Annotated in this window: 21 protein-coding genes and 1 riboswitch; of the genes, 11 read left to right on the plus strand and 10 right to left on the minus strand. The window is 72.4% G+C overall.

Going from position 1 to position 17,759, the window contains the following annotated elements:
• Nucleotides 1-30: 30 nt before the first annotated feature.
• A complete protein-coding gene (locus AMY39116_RS42330) occupies nucleotides 31-240 on the minus strand; it encodes a hypothetical protein (RefSeq protein ID WP_037322861.1) in 210 nt (69 codons plus the stop codon).
• Nucleotides 241-455: 215 nt separating this feature from the next.
• Here AMY39116_RS42330 and AMY39116_RS0306900 point away from each other — a divergent pair, with 215 nt between their 5' ends.
• Entirely contained in the window at nucleotides 456-1,175 is a 720-nt protein-coding gene (locus AMY39116_RS0306900) for a phosphatidylserine decarboxylase (RefSeq protein ID WP_020416961.1), read from the plus strand.
• Nucleotides 1,176-1,177: 2 nt separating this feature from the next.
• On the plus strand, nucleotides 1,178-2,131 hold the full coding sequence (gene pssA, locus AMY39116_RS0306905; RefSeq protein WP_020416962.1) for a CDP-diacylglycerol--serine O-phosphatidyltransferase: 954 nt from the start codon (nucleotides 1,178-1,180) through the stop codon (nucleotides 2,129-2,131).
• Here the strand turns inward: pssA and AMY39116_RS48055 are convergent.
• The gene (locus tag AMY39116_RS48055; protein ID WP_162146027.1) at nucleotides 2,128-2,460 is read right to left on the minus strand and encodes a hypothetical protein; all 333 of its coding nucleotides are present in this window, start codon (nucleotides 2,458-2,460) and stop codon (nucleotides 2,128-2,130) included. The two genes, pssA and AMY39116_RS48055, sit on opposite strands and share 4 nt — an antisense overlap.
• 122 nt (nucleotides 2,461-2,582) lie before the next feature.
• On the opposite strand from AMY39116_RS48055, the gene AMY39116_RS42335 reads away from it, so the two are divergent.
• A complete protein-coding gene (locus AMY39116_RS42335; protein ID WP_369794297.1) occupies nucleotides 2,583-2,981 on the plus strand; it encodes a nitroreductase family protein in 399 nt (132 codons plus the stop codon).
• Here AMY39116_RS42335 and AMY39116_RS0306920 read toward each other — a convergent pair.
• Nucleotides 2,974-3,909 carry a zinc-binding dehydrogenase gene (locus tag AMY39116_RS0306920; RefSeq protein WP_020416964.1) on the minus strand — a complete coding sequence of 312 codons (936 nt, stop codon included), beginning with the start codon at nucleotides 3,907-3,909 and terminating at the stop codon, nucleotides 2,974-2,976. The genes AMY39116_RS42335 and AMY39116_RS0306920 overlap by 8 nt on opposite strands.
• Nucleotides 3,910-3,993: 84 nt before the next feature.
• Here AMY39116_RS0306920 and AMY39116_RS0306925 point away from each other — a divergent pair, with 84 nt between their 5' ends.
• Both AMY39116_RS0306925 and AMY39116_RS0306930 read left to right on the plus strand, forming a co-directional pair.
• Complete coding sequence (locus AMY39116_RS0306925; protein ID WP_020416965.1) at nucleotides 3,994-4,587, plus strand: TetR/AcrR family transcriptional regulator; 594 nt, start codon at nucleotides 3,994-3,996, stop codon at nucleotides 4,585-4,587.
• Nucleotides 4,588-4,591: 4 nt separating this feature from the next.
• Nucleotides 4,592-6,829, plus strand: coding sequence for an AAA family ATPase (locus tag AMY39116_RS0306930; protein WP_020416966.1), 2,238 nt, complete (start codon nucleotides 4,592-4,594; stop codon nucleotides 6,827-6,829).
• A 52-nt stretch (nucleotides 6,830-6,881) separates the two neighbouring features.
• Here the strand turns inward: AMY39116_RS0306930 and AMY39116_RS0306935 are convergent, their stop codons facing one another.
• Both AMY39116_RS0306935 and AMY39116_RS0306940 read right to left on the minus strand, forming a co-directional pair.
• Nucleotides 6,882-7,553, minus strand: a complete 672-nt coding sequence (locus AMY39116_RS0306935) for a LytR C-terminal domain-containing protein (RefSeq protein WP_020416967.1) — start codon at nucleotides 7,551-7,553, stop codon at nucleotides 6,882-6,884.
• Nucleotides 7,550-7,867 (minus strand): DUF3263 domain-containing protein, encoded by a 318-nt coding sequence (locus tag AMY39116_RS0306940; protein ID WP_020416968.1) that lies wholly within the window; start codon nucleotides 7,865-7,867, stop codon nucleotides 7,550-7,552. The genes AMY39116_RS0306935 and AMY39116_RS0306940 overlap by 4 nt, the downstream gene beginning before the upstream one ends.
• Before the next feature lie 128 nt (nucleotides 7,868-7,995).
• Between AMY39116_RS0306940 and AMY39116_RS0306945 the strand changes: the two genes are divergently transcribed.
• Nucleotides 7,996-8,550, plus strand: coding sequence for a peptide deformylase (locus AMY39116_RS0306945; RefSeq protein WP_017985307.1), 555 nt, complete (start codon nucleotides 7,996-7,998; stop codon nucleotides 8,548-8,550).
• 93 nt (nucleotides 8,551-8,643) lie between these two features.
• Nucleotides 8,644-9,558 carry a S1C family serine protease gene (locus AMY39116_RS0306950; RefSeq protein ID WP_039791290.1) on the plus strand — a complete coding sequence of 305 codons (915 nt, stop codon included), beginning with the start codon at nucleotides 8,644-8,646 and terminating at the stop codon, nucleotides 9,556-9,558.
• Here AMY39116_RS0306950 and AMY39116_RS0306955 read toward each other — a convergent pair.
• The gene (locus AMY39116_RS0306955) at nucleotides 9,555-10,106 is read right to left on the minus strand and encodes a Uma2 family endonuclease (protein ID WP_020416970.1); all 552 of its coding nucleotides are present in this window, start codon (nucleotides 10,104-10,106) and stop codon (nucleotides 9,555-9,557) included. The genes AMY39116_RS0306950 and AMY39116_RS0306955 overlap by 4 nt on opposite strands.
• A 64-nt stretch (nucleotides 10,107-10,170) precedes the next feature.
• Nucleotides 10,171-10,893: an alpha/beta fold hydrolase gene (locus AMY39116_RS0306960; protein WP_020416971.1), complete on the minus strand. Its 723-nt coding sequence runs from the start codon at nucleotides 10,891-10,893 to the stop codon at nucleotides 10,171-10,173.
• An 81-nt stretch (nucleotides 10,894-10,974) separates the two neighbouring features.
• Between AMY39116_RS0306960 and AMY39116_RS0306965 the strand changes: the two genes are divergently transcribed.
• Nucleotides 10,975-11,544: a TetR/AcrR family transcriptional regulator gene (locus tag AMY39116_RS0306965; protein WP_020416972.1), complete on the plus strand. Its 570-nt coding sequence runs from the start codon at nucleotides 10,975-10,977 to the stop codon at nucleotides 11,542-11,544.
• Here AMY39116_RS0306965 and AMY39116_RS0306970 read toward each other — a convergent pair.
• Nucleotides 11,487-12,680, minus strand: a complete 1,194-nt coding sequence (locus AMY39116_RS0306970; protein WP_020416973.1) for an MFS transporter — start codon at nucleotides 12,678-12,680, stop codon at nucleotides 11,487-11,489. The two genes, AMY39116_RS0306965 and AMY39116_RS0306970, sit on opposite strands and share 58 nt — an antisense overlap.
• Nucleotides 12,681-12,787: 107 nt before the next feature.
• Nucleotides 12,788-12,914, plus strand: a riboswitch (TPP riboswitch).
• Between AMY39116_RS0306970 and thiC the strand changes: the two genes are divergently transcribed.
• The 3 genes from thiC (at nucleotide 12,907) to thiD (AMY39116_RS0306985) (ending at nucleotide 16,224) form a co-directional block, all read left to right on the plus strand.
• On the plus strand, nucleotides 12,907-14,550 hold the full coding sequence (thiC, locus tag AMY39116_RS0306975) for a phosphomethylpyrimidine synthase ThiC (RefSeq protein WP_020416974.1): 1,644 nt from the start codon (nucleotides 12,907-12,909) through the stop codon (nucleotides 14,548-14,550). It overlaps the preceding riboswitch by 8 nt.
• The gene (thiD, locus tag AMY39116_RS0306980) at nucleotides 14,550-15,365 is read left to right on the plus strand and encodes a bifunctional hydroxymethylpyrimidine kinase/phosphomethylpyrimidine kinase (RefSeq protein ID WP_020416975.1); all 816 of its coding nucleotides are present in this window, start codon (nucleotides 14,550-14,552) and stop codon (nucleotides 15,363-15,365) included. The genes thiC and thiD (AMY39116_RS0306980) overlap by 1 nt, the downstream gene beginning before the upstream one ends.
• A 25-nt stretch (nucleotides 15,366-15,390) precedes the next feature.
• Nucleotides 15,391-16,224, plus strand: a complete 834-nt coding sequence (thiD, locus tag AMY39116_RS0306985; RefSeq protein WP_020416976.1) for a bifunctional hydroxymethylpyrimidine kinase/phosphomethylpyrimidine kinase — start codon at nucleotides 15,391-15,393, stop codon at nucleotides 16,222-16,224.
• Nucleotides 16,225-16,477: 253 nt separating this feature from the next.
• On the opposite strand, the gene AMY39116_RS0306990 is transcribed toward thiD (AMY39116_RS0306985), so the two are convergent.
• The gene (locus AMY39116_RS0306990) at nucleotides 16,478-16,909 is read right to left on the minus strand and encodes a MarR family winged helix-turn-helix transcriptional regulator (RefSeq protein ID WP_020416977.1); all 432 of its coding nucleotides are present in this window, start codon (nucleotides 16,907-16,909) and stop codon (nucleotides 16,478-16,480) included.
• A gap of 85 nt (nucleotides 16,910-16,994) precedes the next feature.
• Nucleotides 16,995-17,756, minus strand: coding sequence for a thiazole synthase (locus AMY39116_RS0306995; RefSeq protein WP_051123488.1), 762 nt, complete (start codon nucleotides 17,754-17,756; stop codon nucleotides 16,995-16,997).
• Between the last annotated feature and the right edge of the window lie 3 nt (nucleotides 17,757-17,759).

Below are 17,759 nucleotides of genomic sequence, written 5' to 3' on the forward strand. Positions count from 1 at the left end.
GATTCGCTTGCGGAGGCTAAGATTCACCCCCTACGGCACCAGCCCGTCACGCCGGGCCGCTGGGCCGTCGGGGGGTTCAGCGGCCCGGCGCGACGAATCGAGAGCTCGCGCGCAGCGCACCAGCGCGACCGCGGTTTCGGTGGACACCAGCCGGGGTAGCGGAACACTGTCGATGTCCGCACGCCATGCCTGGAACAGCTCGGAAAGGCGCTCTTCACGGATGCGCTCCGGGGCCGACATGACGGTTCCTCTCTGCTGTTACTACGGTCTGCATCGGCCGTCGCCACGAATTGTCAGCAACGCCCGCCCCGCTCGGGGGCCCGTTCGGCGGGATGCGGAACGGGCCACGCAGACCTGGCGGTAGCGTGGATACCCGGATCGGCGAATCGGCACGCCTGGCCTGGCGTCACGGACCGGTCACACCTTGGACACGAACCAATCGGGACACCGCTTCGATGAGCAGCACTGCGCCGGACAAGGCGAGCAATCCGATCACCCATGCCCTGAACCTCGCGCGCGAGACCTTGCCACCCATGCACCCCGCCGGGCGGCCGTTCGTCGCCGGCGGGGTCGCGGCCACGCTGCTGCTGCGGCGGGCCTGGAAGCCGCTGGGCGCCGTCGGCGCGCTGGCGACCCTGGCGACCGCCGCGTTCTTCCGCGAGCCGAAGCGCGTGCCGCCGGAGCGGGACGACCTCGTCCTCGCCGCGGCGGACGGCATCGTCTCGCTGATCGAGGAGGCCACGCCGCCCGCGGAGCTGGGCCTGCCCGCCGAACCGCGGATGCGGGTCAGCGTCTTCCTCTCGGTCTTCGACGTGCACGTGCAGCGCGTGCCGGCCACCGGGGTGGTCGAGCGCGTCGCCTACCGCCCGGGCAAGTTCCTCTCCGCCGACCTGGACAAGGCCAGCGACGACAACGAGCGCAACTCGGTGCTGCTGCGCACCGAGGCCGGGCACGAGCTGGTGGTCGTGCAGATCGCCGGGCTGGTCGCGCGCCGCATCCTGTGCCAGGTCGCCGACGGCGAGAAGGTCCAGGCCGGGGACACCTACGGCCTGATCCGGTTCGGCTCGCGGGTGGACATCTACCTGCCGCCGGGCAGCGAGGTGCTGGTGCGCAAGGGCCAGCGGACGATCGGCGGCGAGACGCCCCTGGCTGCGCTGCCGGAGCGAGGAGCCTGATCATGGTCCGGGTGATGACTCCGTCGGTGCGGCTGCTGCCCAACGCGATCACGGTCCTCGCGCTGTGCGCGGGCCTGTCCGCCGCGCAGTTCGCGCTCAACCGGCAGTTCGTGCTGGCGATCGGCGCGATCGGCGTCGCGGCCGTCCTGGACAGCCTGGACGGCCGCATCGCCCGGCTGCTCGACGCGACGTCGAAGATGGGCGCCGAGCTGGACTCGCTGTCCGACGCGATCTCCTTCGGTGTCTCCCCGGCGCTCGTGCTCTACATCTGGTTCGGTGACACCTCCGGCATCGGCTGGATCGTGTCGCTGACCTTCGCCGTGTGCATCGTGCTGCGGCTGGCCCGCTTCAACACGCTCCTGGACGTGGAGAAACCGCCGTACGCGAAGGAGTTCTTCGTCGGCGTGCCCGCGCCCGCGGGTGGCCTGTGCGCGCTGATGCCGGTGATCCTGACGCTGGAGTTCGGCGAGGGCTGGTGGTCGTCGGCGCCGGTCGTCTACGTGTGGACGGTGGCGATCGCGCTGCTGCTGATCAGCAGGCTGCCGACGCTGTCGCTGAAGTCGGTCAAGGTGCCCGCGAAGGCCGCCGCGCCGCTGCTGGTCGGGGTCGGTCTCGCGGCGGCGGCGATCATCCAGTACCCGCTGATCGCGCTGGCCGTCGCGCTGCTGCTGTACCTGGCGCACATCCCGTACGCGGTGCGGCGCTACCAGTGGCTGGCCAACCACCCCGAGGCGTGGGGCGTGCCGCTGCGCGAGCGCCGGGCGATCCGGCGCAGCACGAGCCGCCTGCGCCTGCGGCGGCCGCGGATCCGCGTGGCGGGCAACCAGCGGCTCGGCGTCCGCCGGACGCCGGACCACGTGGTGCGCGGGGTGCGCACGTACCCGGCCGCCGAGAGCCAGGACCGCTCCCGCCGCCGCAGCTGGCGCCGCATCGGCCTGCGCCAGCGCAACCGCTAGCGCAGGCCCCGGACGAACAGGTCGAGCTGGTAGCGGAAGTCCTGCACGCCGTCGATGCCGGCCAGGGCGGGCATCACGCGGTGCAGGTTCGGGTGCCGCTGCGGCGTCACGGTGCGGCGGAACCACTCGACGGCCGGGTGGCGGTTGAGCGTCTCGAACGCGTTGAGCCCGAGCGCGCGCAGCCGCTCGACCTGCTCGAAGACCCGCGCCGCGATGCCGTCCAGCAGGTCCTGCTTGTGCGCAGATGGACGCGGACGAGCTGCTGACCACCACCCGCTCGGTGCGGCGGAAGCTGGACCTGGACGGCCGGTGGAGCAGGAGGTGATCACCGAAGGCCTGCGCGTCGTGATGCAGGCGCCGATCGCGGGCAACCAGCTGGACGCGATCCGCTGGCTCGTCGTCCGGGACCCGGAGCTGAAGGCCCGCGTCGCCGGGCCGGTCCGCGAGGTGGGTGAAGCCGCCCAGCGCCAGTACGGCCACCTGGTCGCGCCGCGCTCGCTCGCGTCGGCGAAGTTCCTGCTGGACAACATCCACCGCGTCCCGGCGCTCGCGTTCGCCTGCCTGGCCGGGCGGCCGGACGGAGCTGACCGGGTTCTACGGGTCGATCGACCCGGCGATCCGGAGCTTCCAACTCGCGCTGCGCGCCCGCGGCCTCGGCAGCACGATCACCGGCTTCCACCTGTTCGGCCACGAGGAGGAGGTCGCGCGCCTCCTCGGCATCTCCGAGGGCTTCACCCAGGTCGCGTTGCTGCCGGTCGCCTACACGACGCAGAAGGACTTCCAGCCCGCCGCGCGGCCACCGGTCGAGGAGATCACCTACCTCGACCGGTGGGGCGCCCGCGTCAGCTGAGTTCCAGGACAGCCTTGCCGCGCAGCCGGCGACCGAGCAGCGCCGCGGTCGCCTCGGCATGCCGGGACCAGTCGCCGCGCCAGGTGATCCCGGCGTCGAGGCGGCCCCCGGCCACCTCGGTGGCGAGCCAGGTGAGGTCCTCGGTGAAGTCGGTCCGCGGGTCGGCGAGCAGGAAGAACGTGCTGATCGACCGGTCGTGGCGGCCGTCGGTGGGCACGAACGCGCCGACCGGGAACACGACGTCCTCCCCCGCCGAATGCCCGACGCTGACCAACCGTCCGCCGGCGCGCAACGCCGTGAACGCGGCCACCATCTGCTCGCCCTCCACGTTGTCGAGCACGCCGTGGACGGGCCGGCTCACCTCGGCCGGGTGCTTGATCACCTCGTGCGCCCCGAGCGCTTCGAGCACGCTCACCTGAGCCGGATCCGCGCTGACCGCGACAACCTCGGCGCCCGCCCGAGCCGCGAGCTGCACCGCGAAGCGGCCGACGCCGCCGGACGCCCCGGTGATCATGATTCGCTTGCCCAGGGTCTGCCCGAACCGCCGCAGCACGTGCAGCGCGGTCAGCCCGGCCACCGGGATCGTGCTGATCGCGCCGCCGTCCGCCCCCTCCGGCACGGTGCCGATCGCGGTGGTCCGCACGGCCCGCAGTTCGGCCCAGGCGCCGGTCATGCCGAGCGTGATCACACGCGTTCCGGCGGCCGGTCCCGAGCCATCGGCGGCGGCCCGCACCACCACGCCCGTCGCGTCCCAGCCCGGCACGCTCCCTTCGGGCAGCTGGCCGGTGTCCACCATGAAGGCCTCGCCGTAGTTGAGCGAGACGGCCTCGACCCGCACCAGGGCCTCGTCCGGCGCGGGCACCGGATCGGGCGCTTCGGCCAGCACCAGCCGGGATTCCGCGGATCGGTCGACGACGAGCGCACGCATGTTCTCTCCTCCGAAAGCGATCTTGCGCCCATAGTGCCACTGAGTGGCACTTGCCATCAAGGCGCATCAACTAGACTGATCGCGATGACCACGACCGAGCAGTCACTCCCGCTGCGGGAACGCAAGAAGCTGCGCACGCGCCAGGCGCTGGCCGAGACCGCCGTCGCCATGTTCACCGAGCGCGGCTTCGACGCGACCACGCTCGACGAGCTGGTCGACGCGGTCGAGGTCTCCAAGCGGACGTTCTTCCGCAACTTTTCGTCCAAAGAGGACGTCGCGCTCACCGCGATCAAGCAGCTGTGGGAGACCTACCTCGGTGTGCTCGCGGAGCGGCCGCCGTCCGGGCCGCTGCTCGGCGTGCTGAAGGACGCCCTGCTGACGACCCTCGGCAGGCTGGACGACCACTGGTACCGGCAGTTCCTGCCGACGGTCCGGCTGACCGAGGGTTGCGCCGCGCTGCACGCGCACTCGCTGCGGTACTGCGCGGAGGTCAAGTCCGAGATCGTCCGCGTCCTCGGCGGCGGCCCCGATCTCGAGTTGCGGCTGCTGGTCGAGGTCGTGGTCGGGACGTGGAACTGCGCGCTCGCCGAGTGGAGCCCGTCCGGCGAGCGGGACCTGCTGCCGGTACTCGTCAACCGCGCGTTCGGCACCCTTCCGGCCGCGCTCGCCCTAGAGTGAGGGCGTGAGCGCGCCCCAGATCACGTTGACCATCCGGCACACGCCGTCCGCACTCGACACCCGGCGCGGCATCGTCCGCCTGCATCCGGAGGTCCTCGACGCGCTCGGCCTGCGCGCCTGGGACGCCGTGCACCTCACCGGCGCCCGGGTGAGCGCCGCGCTCGCCGCGCCCGGCGACGCGTCCGGGACGCCCGGGTTCGTCTTCGCCGACGACGTCACCCTGTCCAACCTCGGCGTCACCGAGGGCTCGGAGGTCGTGGTCGCGCCCGCGGACGTCACGCAGGCCCGCTCGGTCACCGTCGCCGGGTCGCGGCTGGCCAGCGCGTCGGTGTCGCCGAACACGCTCCGGCTCGCGCTCACCGGGAAGGTCCTCACGGTCGGCGACGCGGTGTCGCTCCTCCCGCAGGACCTCGCCCCCGCGCCGGGCTCGGACGTGACGACCGTGCGCGGCCAGCTGTCCCGCGCGATCGGCGCCGGCTGGACCACCGAACTGCTCACGGTCACGGCGACCGAACCCGGCGGACCGGTCGTGATCTGCCCGTCCACCGTGGTCAGCTGGCGGGACGGCGCCCAGTCGAGCGCCGAGTCGAGCGTCCAGTCGAGCGCACGGTCGAGCGCACCGGCGACGGTGGCCCCGCGCGTGGAACCCGAGGTGATCGCCGAACCGGAGGAGCCCGCCCCGCCGGTCAGCGACCTGTGCGGCGCGCAGGACCAGGCCCGCACGCTGGCCGAGTGGGTCGACCTGACGTTCCGCCGCCCCGACCTGCTGGCCCGGCTGGGCACCTCGGCCCGGCTGGGGGTGCTGCTGTCCGGCGCGGAGGGCGTGGGCAAGACGACGCTCGTCCGGTCGGTCGCCGCGGCCGAGGACCTGCGCCTGGTCACGCTGGCCGCGCCGTCGATCGCCGTGCTGGAGCCGAACGCGATCGCCACCCGGCTGCGTGAGGCGATCGACCAGGCCGCCGCGGGCGGTCCGGCGGTGCTGCTGCTCACCGACATCGACACGCTGCTGCCGGCGACGCAGCCGCCGCCCGTCGCGACCGTGGTGCTCGACGAGCTGCGTGGCGCGCTGACGCGCCCGGACCTCGCGGTGGTCGCCACCACCGCTCGCCCGGAGGCCTGTGACCCGCGGTTGCGCGCGGCCGACCTGCTCGACCGCGAGTTGGCCATCCCGCAGCCGGACGCCCGGATCCGCACCGAGCTGCTGCGCGTGCTGCTGCGCGACGTGCCGCTGGAATCCACTGTGGACCTCGGCGGCATCGCCGACCGGACACCGGGTTTCGTGGCCGCGGACCTGCTGGCGCTGCGCCGGGACGCCGCGGTGCGTGCCGCGCTGCGGCAGCGGGACGTCGAGGAGCCGCGCATCTCGCAGCAGGACCTGCTGGACGCCCTGCAGTCGGTTCGCCCGATCTCGATGTCCACTTCGGACAGCCTGGCGACCGGCGGGCTGACGCTGGAGGACGTCGGCGACATGACCGACGTCAAGCAGTCGCTGACGGAGGCGGTCCTGTGGCCGCTGCGGTACCCGGACTCGTTCGCGCGGCTGGGGATCGCGCCGCCGCGCGGGGTGCTGCTGTACGGGCCGCCCGGTGGCGGCAAGACGTTCCTGGTGCGGGCGCTGGCCGGCACCGGCGCGCTCAACGTGTTCGCGGTCAAGGGCGCCGAGCTGCTGGACAAGTGGGTCGGCGAGTCGGAGCGGGCGGTGCGGGAGCTGTTCCGCAAGGCCGCCGACGCCTCGCCGTCGCTGGTGTTCCTGGACGAGATCGACGCGCTCGCGCCGCGCCGCGGCCAGTCCGGTGACTCCGGGGTGTCCGACCGGGTGGTCGCCGCGCTGCTCACCGAGCTGGACGGGGTCGAGCCGATGCGGGACGTGGTCGTGCTCGGCGCGACCAACCGGCCCGAGCTGGTCGACCCGGCCCTGCTGCGGCCCGGGCGGCTGGAGCGGCTGGTGTACGTGCCGCCGCCGGACGCGCAGGCGCGGGCCGACATCCTCCGCGCCACCGCCCGCCACACCCCGCTGGCGTCCGATGTGGACCTGGACGAGGTGGCGGCGAGCCTGGACGGCTACTCGGCGGCGGACTGCGCGGCGCTGATCCGGGAGGCCGCGCTCACCGCGATGCGCGAGTCGCTGGAGGCCGCCGAGGTCACGGCGGCGCACTTGGAGACGGCGCGCAAGGCGGTGCGGCCCTCGCTGGACCCGGCGCAGCTGGCCGCGCTGGAGGCCTACGCGAAGAACCGGGCCTGACACGCGGAAAGGGCGGCCGGTAGCGCCGGCCGCCCTTTCCGGAAACCCGGGTTCAGGAACCCTTGACCTGCGAGCCCTTGTAGTCGTTGGTGACGATCACGATGACACCCGGGCTCGCGTCCTGGATGCCGTCGAACCGCGGCTCGACCTTCATGCCGAACGCGGTGGCCAGCGAGCGCGCCGCGGTCTCCTCGTCCGTGCCCGGCGTGTAGTACACCGTCGTCGTCGGGATGATGCCCTGCGGGTAGTTGCCGACCTCGACGACGTTCCAGCCGTTCGCGCGCAGCTCGTTGGCGGCGCGGGCGGCCAGGCCGTGGATCGTGCTGTTGTTGTAGACCCGCACCGGCACCCACTTGGCGGCGGTCTGGTCGGCGGCCGCTCCGCCGTCGCCCGCGCCAGGGGCGCCCGTCGTGCCGCCCGGCTGGGTCGCCGTGCCACCGGGCCCGCCCGGGGTCGCGGTGTCCGTCGGCTGGCCCGGCGGCGGCGTTTCGGAGGTCGGCGGGACCGGGCTCGGCGGTGTCGGCTCAGTGGGGGTCGCGCCCGTGGTCTCGGTGGGCGCTGTCGTCCCGTCCGTGGCCGTCGGGCTCGGCGCCGCGGTCTGGCCGTTGTCCCCGTCGCCGTTCAGCGCGGTGATGCCGCCGATCACGACCGCCACGAGAGCGACCCCGATCAGCACCACACCGGCCAGGCGCAGCGGGCGGGACAGGCCCTGCAGAAAGTTCATAGCGCTTCGATCCCCAGTCGCCGGGCGACCCGTTTGCGCTGCCGCGCGGAGCGCATCTTGCGCAGCCGCTTCACCAGCATCGGGTCGGCGCGCATCGCTTCCTCTTTGTCGAGGAGCTGGTTGAGCAGCTGGTAGTACCGGGTGGGCGAGAGGCCGAACTCTTCGCGGACGGCCTGTTCCTTGGCCCCCGCGTAGCGCCACCACTGGCGTTCGAACGCCAGCACCTTGAGCTCACGGGGCGTGAGCCCGCCCTCGTCGCCGGTGGGCTCGGGCGACGGCCGGTCGCCTCCGGCCATCGACTCCGCGGCGTCCATCTGACTCCTCAAGTCGCAAACCACACGGTTGTGATCCCGCGGGCGCCATTCAACCACGGGTCGAGGGTCCGGTTGTGGGATCACGGCCCGGCGCGTCACGGCTCGTCCGCTGGGTACGATCGCGGATTGTGACCATCCACCCGATCCGGATCGCCGGCGACCCGGTGCTGCACAACCCCACCCGCGAGGTGGAGAAGTTCGACGACGAGCTGCGCACCCTCACCGACGACATGTTCGAGACCATGTACGCCGCCGAAGGGGTGGGGCTGGCGGCCAACCAGATCGGCGTCGACCTGCGTGTCTTCGTCTACGACTGCCCCGACGACCAGGGTGTGCGGCACAAGGGCCTGGTGGTCAACCCGAAGCTGGAGACCTCCGAGATCCCGGAGACCATGCCCGACCCCGACGACGACTGGGAGGGCTGCCTGTCCGCGCCCGGCGAGTCGTACCCGACCGGGCGGGCGAGCTGGGCCAAGGTCACCGGCTTCGACCTCGACGGCAACCCGATCGAGGTCGAGGGCACCGGGTACTTCGCGCGCTGCCTGCAGCACGAGACCGACCACCTGGACGGCTACATCTACCTGGACCGCCTGGTCGGGCGCCACGCGCGCGACGCGAAGCGCATGCTCAAGCGCAACAAGTGGGGCGTGCCCGGTCTGTCCTGGCTGCCCGGCTCGGAGTGAGCTTTCGCCCTCGGTGAACGGGGCGGCTTCCGCGTGCCCGCGAGCGCACACTGGTTATTGATGTAATCGTGTAATCGCGGGGTGGTGGTGGCGGTGGATGACACCGATGCCCTCGACGCCTACTCACGCTCGGTGAGCACGGTGGCCGCCGAGGTGACGCCGCACGTGGCGAGCGTGCGGCTGTCCCGGGGCAGTGGTTCGGCGGTCGTGTTCGCCGACGACGGGCACCTGGTGACGAACGCGCACGTGGTCGGCGGCGGCACGCACGGCACGGCGACGTACTCGGACGGCACCGAGGCGCGGTTCACGGTGGTCGGCGCGGATCCGTTGTCGGACCTGGCCGTGCTGCGCGCGTCGGAAGCGCCGAGCGCGGCCCGGATGGGCGACGCGGACAAGCTGGTTGTCGGGCAGCTCGTGGTGGCGATCGGCAGCCCGCTCGGGCTCGCCGGTTCGGTGACCGCGGGCGTGGTCAGCGCGCTGGGCCGGTCGCTGCCGGTGCGCACCCGCAGCGCTGGGCGCGTGATCGAGAATGTGATCCAGACCGACGCGGCGCTGAACCCGGGCAACTCGGGCGGCGCACTGGCGGACTCGGCGGGCCGGGTGGTCGGCGTCAACACGGCGGTCGCCGGGTTCGGCCTCGGTCTGGCGGTGCCGATCAACGAGACCACCCGGCGGATCATCGACACGCTGCTGGTGGAGGGCCGGGTGCGGCGCGCGTACCTCGGGGTGGTCGGGGTGCCGGCGCCGTTGCCGGACGAGGTCGCCGAGCACACCGGGCAGCGCGCGGGGCTGCGGATCGTGGAGGTGGTGCGCGGCGGGCCGGCCGAACGGGCGGGGCTGCGGCCGGGCGACCTGGTGCTGACCGTGGGGCGCTCGCGGATCACGGACGCGCAGGACATCCAGCGGCAGCTGTTCGCCGAGGTGATCGGCACGAGGCTGGCCATCACGGTGCTGAGGAACGGCGCGATGGTCGACGTGTTCGCGACGCCGAGCGAGCTGGTGAGTTAGAAGGCCGCGGTCGCGAGCACGAGGTCGAACGGCGCGGGCAGGCGGATCTCCTCGCCGAAGGACACCTGCTCCGAGCGGCGGTAGTGCCCGTCGACGGGATCCGAGAACAGGGTGACCGACGGCTTCGGCTTGGCGTACCGGTCGATCAGGAGGTAGAGGGGCACCGGCGCCTGGGCGTAGGCCCAGAGCTTCTCGACGCAATCCGTGCGGGCGTTCCCTTGGGAGACGATCTCCACCACCAGTTCCGCGGCCTCCGCCGGAACGGGCACGTTGTCCGGGCGCGACAGCAGTTCGTGGTGCGGAACCACGACCAGGCCGGGCACGTAGAGCCGGCTCGCGCCCCGAATGGAGACGCCGAGCTTCTGCACGATGGCCCGGTCCTCCGGGACCGCCCGCACCAAGGCGCGATGGACCGACGCAGCGATCCTGCTGTGCCCGTTGTCGACGAGCGGCGTCAACGTCACCCCTGCCGCGGTGATCTCCGCCCGCCAGCCCTCCGGCACGTCGAGGTTCTGCCACTCGCGAAGCCGGGTCTCCCAGTCGCCCACGTGCCGCAGCCTAGAAGGGCGTTTCCCGTGGTCAACCGCGGTCCGGCACGTCAGTCCGCGGCCTTCAGGCGAGCTTCAGCAGCAGCTCGCTCAGCTCCACCGGCGTCGTGATCATGCAGTCGTGGCCCGTGGGCAGTTCCCAGACCTCCGCGGGCGTTCCGTTGGGCTGCACGGCGGGCACGGGGCGGCGCGAGAAGCCCTCCGGTTTCACCGTGCAGTGGATGTGCGTCCGCGGGATCGCCCGCGTCGCCGGGTTGTCCAGCCGCACCGGTTGCTGCAGGCAGCGCACCGGCTGGTCGGACAGCATCGTGCGCAGCCAGGCGATGTCATCAGGATCCGTGACGCCGAACAGGCCGGCCGGCGGCGGCAGCTCGGGCATCGGCGGGACGCGCCAGCCGCTTTCGGAGGCCAGCGCCAGGTCGATCAGCCCCTGGGTGACGGGCAGGACGTCCGCCGCGGATTCGCCGTCCTCCGGGACCATCGCGTCCAGGTACACCAGCCGCGCGATCCGGTCCGGCAACTCGTTCGCCACCGACGAGATCACCAGCCCGGCGTAGCTGTGCCCGACGAGCACGACGTCGGTGAGGTCCTCCGCGCGGATCAGCCCGGTCACGTCCGCGACATGCGTGTCGAGGCCGACCTCGGGCCCGGCCAGGTGCACCGTGTCGCCGTAGCCGGTCAGCGTCGGCGCGAGCACGCGGTGCCCGGCCGCCTCCAGCAACGGCGTCACCCGCGTCCAGCACTCCCCGGTGTGCCACGCGCCGTGCACCAGCAGGTAGGTCGTCATCGTTCACTCCGATCAGAAACGGGACACTGTCCCGGTTAACATACGGGACAGTGTCCCGCTTAGCTACCACCGGGTGGGAGAATGGACGGCGTGGACGACAGCGCACCCAAGCGGGCCGACGCGCGGCGCAACCAGAAAGCCCTGCTCGACGCGGCGGCCGCGGTCTTCGTCGCGTCCGGGGTGGAGGCGCCGATCCGCGACATCGCGGCCAAGGCGGGCGTCGGGACCGCCACGATCTACCGCCACTTCCCCACCAGGGCGGACCTGATCATCGCGGTCTACCGGCACCAGGTGGAAGCGCTCGCCGAGGCCGGTCCGGCGCTGCTCGCCGCGAGCGCGACGCCGTACGCCGCCCTGGCGGAGTGGCTCGACCGGTTCGTGGACTTCGTGATCACCAAGCAGGGCCTGCCCGCCGTGCTGCAGTCCGACGACCCCTGCTACGACCCGCTGCACTCGTACTTCCTGGAGCGGCTCGTCCCGGTCTGCACACAGCTGCTCGAAGCCGCGTCGGCCGAGATCCGCGACGGCCTCGACGCGTACGAGCTGATGCGCGGCATCGGCGGTCTCTGTGCGGGCGCGAGCAGCAAGCACCCCTACGACGCGCGCCGCCTGGTCGGCATGCTCGTCGCCGGGCTGCGCCGGCCGGACTGAAGAGCTCGGGCGCGGTGGAGAGCCGACACGGCCAGCCCGCCGAGCACGCCGGCCGCCCCCAGCAGCGGCAACGCGCCCAGCGCGGCACCGGCCGACAACGCGCGCCCGCCCAGCCACGCGCCCGCGCTGATGCCCAGGTTGAAGATCGACGTGTAGACCGCGACCGCCAGCGTCGGCGCTCCGGCGGCGGCCACCACCACCCGCGTCTGCAACCCGGGGACCAGCGCGAACGCCACCGCGCCCAGTGCGAACACGCCGACTACCGCCCCGGCTCGCACCGAAGCGATCGCCGCGAAGGGGACCATCGCCGCCGCCAGCACCGAGATGAGCGCCCGCAGCGAAGCCCACGGCCACCGGTCCGCGAGCCGCCCACCGGCCAGGTTCCCGCACAGCGCCCCGGCGCCGAACACCATGAGCAGCACGACCACCCCGCCGGGCGGGAAGATCCGGCCGAGGATCGGCGACAGGTAGGTGTAGGCCACGAAGAACCCGGTCTCCGTCACCAGCGTCACCGCCAGCAGCACCAGCACCGGCCGCGTCACCAGCGCCCGCAGCTCCGGTCCCAGCCGCGGCGGTTCCGCGGTCCGGGCGGCGGGCACCAGCAGCGCCACCGCCGCCATCGCGGCCAGCGCCACGGCCGCCAGCAACCAGAACGACGTCCGCCACCCGTACGCCTCACCCGCGAGGGTGCCCAGCGGCGCGCCGAGGACGGTCGCCAGGTTCAGCCCGGTCGACACGAACGCGATGGCCCACCCGCGCTTCGACGGGTGGACCATCGACGCGGCCAGCACGAGCGCGATCGCGAAGAACGTGCTGTGCGTCAGCGCGGTGACGACCCGCGCGGCCAGCAGCACGCCGAACCCGGTCGCGCTCGCCGCGAGCGCGTTGCCCGCCGCGAACACCGCGACCAGCCCGAGCAGCGCCGCCTTGCGCGGCACCCGCAGGGTCGCGGCGGTCACGAGCGGACCGCCGATGGTCACCGTCAGCGCGTACCCGGCCACGAGCAGGCCGGCCGAGGGCACCGGCACCCGCAGGTCGGCCGACAACGCGGGCAGCAGTCCGATCACGAGCGTCTCCGCCGTGACGACCACGAAGAGACAGGCGCCGAGCGCGATCAGCGCGGCCGTGGTTCGCATGATCGTCAACCTAGGGGCTGACACCGGTGTGAAACTCCAGCGCGGGTGAGCGGTCTCACCGTCGTGCTCTTGAGGTCTGCCGCGCGACGTGGCATGGTCGGACGGACAACCGAACACGCGGGAGCTCGCGCCTTGGCGGGCTGAGAGGGCGGCTGGTGTCCGTTGGGACCCGGCGCCGCCGACCGCTGAACCTGACCGGGTAATGCCGGCGTAGGGAGTATTTCTAGTGACGACGCTGGAAAACGGCAAGAACGTCGCGCCGACCGTGACCACCGGGCCGATCACCGGATCCCGGAAGGTCTACCACCACACCGAAAACGGGCTGAAGGTCCCGGCCCGCCGCATCGAGCTGACCAACGGCGACCACTTCGACGTCTACGACACCTCCGGCCCGTACACCGACCCCGACGTCACGATCGACGTCCACAGTGGACTGGCGCCGCTGCGTGCCGACTGGATCGCGAACCGGGAGCACAACACGCAGCTGGGCTTCGCCAAGGCCGGCGTGATCACCCGCGAGATGGAGTTCATCGCCGCGCGCGAGCGGGTCACGCCCGAGTTCGTGCGCGACGAGGTCGCCGCGGGCCGGGCGGTCATCCCGGTCAACCGCAACCACCCGGAGAGCGAGCCCGCGATCATCGGGAAGAACTTCCTGGTGAAGGTCAACGCGAACATGGGCAACTCGGCCGTGTGGTCGTCGGTCGAGGAGGAGGTCGACAAGATGGTGTGGGCGACCCGCTGGGGCGCCGACACGATCATGGACCTGTCCACCGGCAAGCGCATCCACGAAACGCGCGAGTGGATCATGCGCAACTCCCCGGTGCCGGTCGGCACGGTGCCGATCTACCAGGCCCTGGAGAAGGTGGACGGCGATCCGGCCAAGCTGTCCTGGGAGGTCTACCGGGACACCGTGATCGAGCAGTGCGAGCAGGGCGTGGACTACATGACCGTGCACGCCGGCGTGCTGCTGCGCTACATCCCGCTGACCGCGAACCGGGTGACCGGCATCGTCTCCCGCGGCGGTTCGATCATGGCCGCGTGGTGCCTGGCGCACCACAAGGAGTCGTTCCTGTACACGCACTTCGAGGAGCTGTGCGAGATCCTGCGCGCCTACGACGTGACGTTCTCGCTCGGCGACGGCCTGCGCCCCGGCTCGATCGCGGACGCCAACGACCGCGCCCAGTTCGCGGAGCTGGAGACGCTCGGCGAACTCACGCACATCGCGCGCGCCCACGACGTCCAGGTGATGATCGAAGGCCCCGGCCACGTGCCGATGCACAAGATCAAGGAGAACGTGGAGCTGGAGGAACGGCTCTGCGGCGAGGCCCCGTTCTACACGCTCGGTCCACTCACGACGGACATCGCGCCTGCCTACGACCACATCACCTCCGCCATCGGCGCGGCGCAGATCGGCTGGTACGGCACGGCGATGCTGTGCTACGTGACGCCGAAGGAGCACCTGGGCCTGCCCAACCGGGACGACGTGAAGGCGGGCGTGATCGCGTACAAGATCGCCGCGCACGCCGCTGACCTCGCCAAGGGCCACCAGTACGCCCAGGACTGGGACGACGAGCTGTCCAAGGCCCGCTTCGAGTTCCGCTGGACCGACCAGTTCAACCTCTCGCTCGACCCGGACACCGCGCGCTCGTTCCACGACGAGACACTGCCCGCCGAGCCCGCCAAGACGGCGCACTTCTGCTCGATGTGCGGGCCGAAGTTCTGCTCCATGCGGATCACCCAGGACGTCCGCAAGTACGCCGAGGAGCACGGGCTGTCCACTGTGGATGCGATCGAGGCCGGGATGCAGGAGAAGTCGGCCGAGTTCGCCGAGAACGGCAAGCAGGTCTACCTCCCGGTGGTCCAGCCGTAATGAGCGTCACCCCGAAGACCGCGCTGACCATCGCCGGGAGCGATTCCGGCGGTGGGGCGGGGATCCAGGCCGACCTGCGGGCGTTCTTCGCCTGCGGGGTGCACGGGATGACCGCGATCACCGCGGTCACCGTGCAGAACTCCGTCGGTGTGCAGGGCTTCACCGAGATCCCGCCGGACGTCGTGTCGGCGCAGATCAAGGCCGTTGCCGGGGACATGGGCGTGGACGCGGCCAAGACCGGCATGCTGGCGACGGCGGAGATCATCACCGCCGTCGCCAAGACGCTCGACGAGGTCCACATCGGACGCAACGCGGACGTGCCGTTCGTGGTGGACCCGGTGGCGGCGTCGATGCACGGGGACGCGCTGCTGCGTGAGGAGGCGCTGGAAGCCATCCGCACGGAGCTGTTCCCGCGCGCCACGCTGGTGACCCCGAACCTGGACGAGGTCCGGCTGCTCACCGGCGTCGAGGTCACCGACAGGGCCAGCCAGCGCGACGCGGCACGGGCGCTGCTGGCCCTCGGTCCGATGTGGGTACTGGTCAAGGGCGGGCACCTCTACGACGACCCGGAGTGCGTCGACCTGCTGTCCGACGGCGTGCAGTTCATCGAGCTGTCCGCGCGGCGGATCGACACGCCGCACACGCACGGCGGCGGCGACACGCTGGCCTCGTCGATCACCGCGTTCCTCGCCAAGGGGCTCGGGGTGCCGGACGCGGTGGACGAGGGCAAGCGGTTCATCGAGCGGTGCGTGGCCGAGGCGTACCCGCTGGGCGAGGGCGTCGGGCCGGTGTCCCCGTTCTGGCGGCTCGCTTGATCGGCGGGTTTGCGACACTGGGGGCATGAGCCAGAACGCGAGTCCGCCTGCCGCCCTGACCATCGCCGGATCCGACTCCGGTGGTGCCGCGGGGTTGCAGGCGGACCTGCGCACGTTCCTGACCTGCGGGGTGCACGGCCTGGTCGCGGTCACGGCGGTGACCGTGCAGAACACGCTCGGCGTGCACGACCGGTCCGACATCCCGGCGCGGATCGTGGCCGGGCAGATCGAGGCCGTGGCCGCGGACATGGGCATGCAGGCGGCGAAGACCGGCATGCTGGCCTCCGCGGAGATCATCGAGGCGGTCGCGGAGGCGTGCGACCGGGCGGAGATCGGGCGGGACTCGAAGGTGCCGTTCGTGGTCGACCCGGTGGCCGCGTCGATGCACGGGCACCCGCTGTTCGACGCGGCCGGGCTGGCCGCGCTGCGGGACCTGCTGCTGCCGCGGGCCGCGGTGATCACGCCCAACCTGGACGAGGTGCGCCTGCTGACCGGGATCGAGGTGACCGACCGCGCGGGCATGCACGACGCGGCGGTGGCGCTGAAGGAGCTCGGGCCGAAGTACGTGCTGGTGAAGAGCGGTCACCTGACCAGCGACCCGGAGTGCGTGGACCTGCTCTACGACGGCCGCACGTTCGTCGAACTGCCCGGGCCGCGGTTCTCCACGCCGCACACGCACGGCGCGGGGGACGCGATGGCGTCGGCGCTGACCGCGGGCCTGGCGCGGGGCATGTCGATGCCGGAGGCCGCGCGGTTCGGGAAGTGGTTCGTCAGCAACGCGGTCGCGAACTCCTACCCGATGGGCGCGAAGGTCGGCCCGGTGTCGGCGTTCTGGAGGCTGGCGCCGGAGGATCGCTGAGCCGCGAGGTTCCCACACCCGCGGGTTTCGGGCTCAGGGCTGGGAGGTCTGCGCTCCGGTCCATGGGGCCCACGCTCCGGGGCGCGGGTTCCCGCGGGTCCCACGCTCTCGGGCGGAGTCGCACTCCCAGGCGGGAATTCAGCACCCGCGCGCGAGTTCCGCTCTCCCCGGCGCGAGCCCGCTCTCCGGGCGCGAATTCAGCACCCCCGGCCGCGAGCGGCGCCTCCCAGCCACCGCGCATCCCGGGCGCGGGTCAGCTCTCGTCGCCGGCCAGCAACGCCTCCAGCGCCGGCAGCGCCTGACCCAGCGCGGCCTGGTGCTCCGGCGACAGGCGGTCGATCCGCTTCTGCAGCTCGTGCACCCGCGTCGACCGCAGGTCCAGCAGCATCCGCTCGCCCTGCGGGGTGGCCGTCGCCAGCCAGGCGCGCCGGTCGATCGGGTCGGGCTCGCGGCTCGCCCAGCCGGCGTCGACCAGCGAGGCGACTATCCGCGACATCGTCGCGGCCGCCACGCCCTCCTTCGCCGCCAGGTCGCCGAGCCGCATCGGCCCGAAGGCGACCAGCGTCGACAGCGCGGAAATGGAGCCGTGGCCGGGCCCGGGTGTGCCTGCCTGCCGCAGCGACCGGGACAGCCGGCCGACGGCGAGGAACAACCGCCCAGCGACGTCCTCGGTTGACTCAACCACTCTCGAGCTCCTTCGCCTCGCCGACCGCTCGGGTGCGCTAAACCATACGTGCTCGCCGCGGCAAACCGAGGTGAAGCCGGGTTTTTCAGCGCGGCGGGCTGGACGCGTGCGCCCAGAACCGCTGCGGGATCCGGCCCGCCTGCCGGGCCAGCCGCCCGGCGACCACCGCCGAGCGCATCGCGTACGCCATCCGCTCCGGGTCCTGCGCCCTGGTCACCGCCGTGGACAGCAGCACCGCGTCGCACCCCAGCTCCATCGCGAGGGCCGCGTCGGAGGCCGTGCCGATGCCCGCGTCGAGGATGATCGGCACGCCCGCGCGGGCCACGATCAGCTCGATGTTGTGCGGGTTGCGGATGCCCAGCCCGGTGCCGATCGGCGCGCCCAGCGGCATCACCGCGGCGCACCCGGCCTCCTCCAGCCGCAGCGCGAGCACCGGGTCGTCGTTCGTGTAGGCGAACACGGTGAAGCCGTCGGCGACGAGCTGCTCGGCCGCGTCGAGCGTCTCGACCGGGTCGGGCAGCAGCGTCCGGTCGTCGGCGTGCACCTCGAGCTTGATCAGGTCGGTCTCCAGCGCCTCGCGGGCCAGGCGCGCGGTCAGCACGGCCTCCGCGGCGCTGCGGCAGCCCGCGGTGTTCGGCAGGAGCCGGATGCCGAGGCGGCGCAGCAAGTCGAGCACGCCAGAACCGCCCTCGGCGTCCGCGCGGCGCAGCGCGACCGTCGTCAGCTCGGTGCCGGACGCGACGAGCGCCCGTTCCAGCACCGACAGGTTCGCCGCGCCACCGGTTCCGATGATCAGCCGTGACCCGAGCTTGTGCTCGCCGATCACGAGCTGGTCGCCGTCGAACATGAC

This window comes from Amycolatopsis sp. ATCC 39116 (assembly GCF_000231075.2).
GTDB classification, from domain to species: Bacteria; Actinomycetota; Actinomycetes; order Mycobacteriales; family Pseudonocardiaceae; genus Amycolatopsis_E; species Amycolatopsis_E tucumanensis.

Bases quoted from the DNA above. Each gene is read 5' to 3' on its own strand.
- AMY39116_RS0306900 (WP_020416961.1), top strand. From the start codon at position 456: ATGAGCAGCACTGCGCCGGACAAGGCGAGCAATCCGATCACCCATGCC.
- AMY39116_RS0306925 (WP_020416965.1), top strand. From the start codon at position 3,994: ATGACCACGACCGAGCAGTCACTCCCGCTGCGGGAACGCAAGAAGCTG.
- AMY39116_RS42330 (WP_037322861.1), bottom strand. From the start codon at position 240: ATGTCGGCCCCGGAGCGCATCCGTGAAGAGCGCCTTTCCGAGCTGTTC.
- AMY39116_RS0306920 (WP_020416964.1), bottom strand. From the start codon at position 3,909: ATGCGTGCGCTCGTCGTCGACCGATCCGCGGAATCCCGGCTGGTGCTG.
- AMY39116_RS0306965 (WP_020416972.1), top strand. From the start codon at position 10,975: ATGGACGGCGTGGACGACAGCGCACCCAAGCGGGCCGACGCGCGGCGC.
- AMY39116_RS0306995 (WP_051123488.1), bottom strand. From the start codon at position 17,756: ATGTTCGACGGCGACCAGCTCGTGATCGGCGAGCACAAGCTCGGGTCA.
- thiD (WP_020416975.1), top strand. From the start codon at position 14,550: ATGAGCGTCACCCCGAAGACCGCGCTGACCATCGCCGGGAGCGATTCC.
- AMY39116_RS0306940 (WP_020416968.1), bottom strand. From the start codon at position 7,867: ATGGACGCCGCGGAGTCGATGGCCGGAGGCGACCGGCCGTCGCCCGAG.
- AMY39116_RS0306970 (WP_020416973.1), bottom strand. From the start codon at position 12,680: ATGCGAACCACGGCCGCGCTGATCGCGCTCGGCGCCTGTCTCTTCGTG.
- thiD (WP_020416976.1), top strand. From the start codon at position 15,391: ATGAGCCAGAACGCGAGTCCGCCTGCCGCCCTGACCATCGCCGGATCC.
- pssA (WP_020416962.1), top strand. From the start codon at position 1,178: ATGGTCCGGGTGATGACTCCGTCGGTGCGGCTGCTGCCCAACGCGATC.
- AMY39116_RS0306960 (WP_020416971.1), bottom strand. From the start codon at position 10,893: ATGACGACCTACCTGCTGGTGCACGGCGCGTGGCACACCGGGGAGTGC.
- AMY39116_RS0306935 (WP_020416967.1), bottom strand. From the start codon at position 7,553: ATGAACTTTCTGCAGGGCCTGTCCCGCCCGCTGCGCCTGGCCGGTGTG.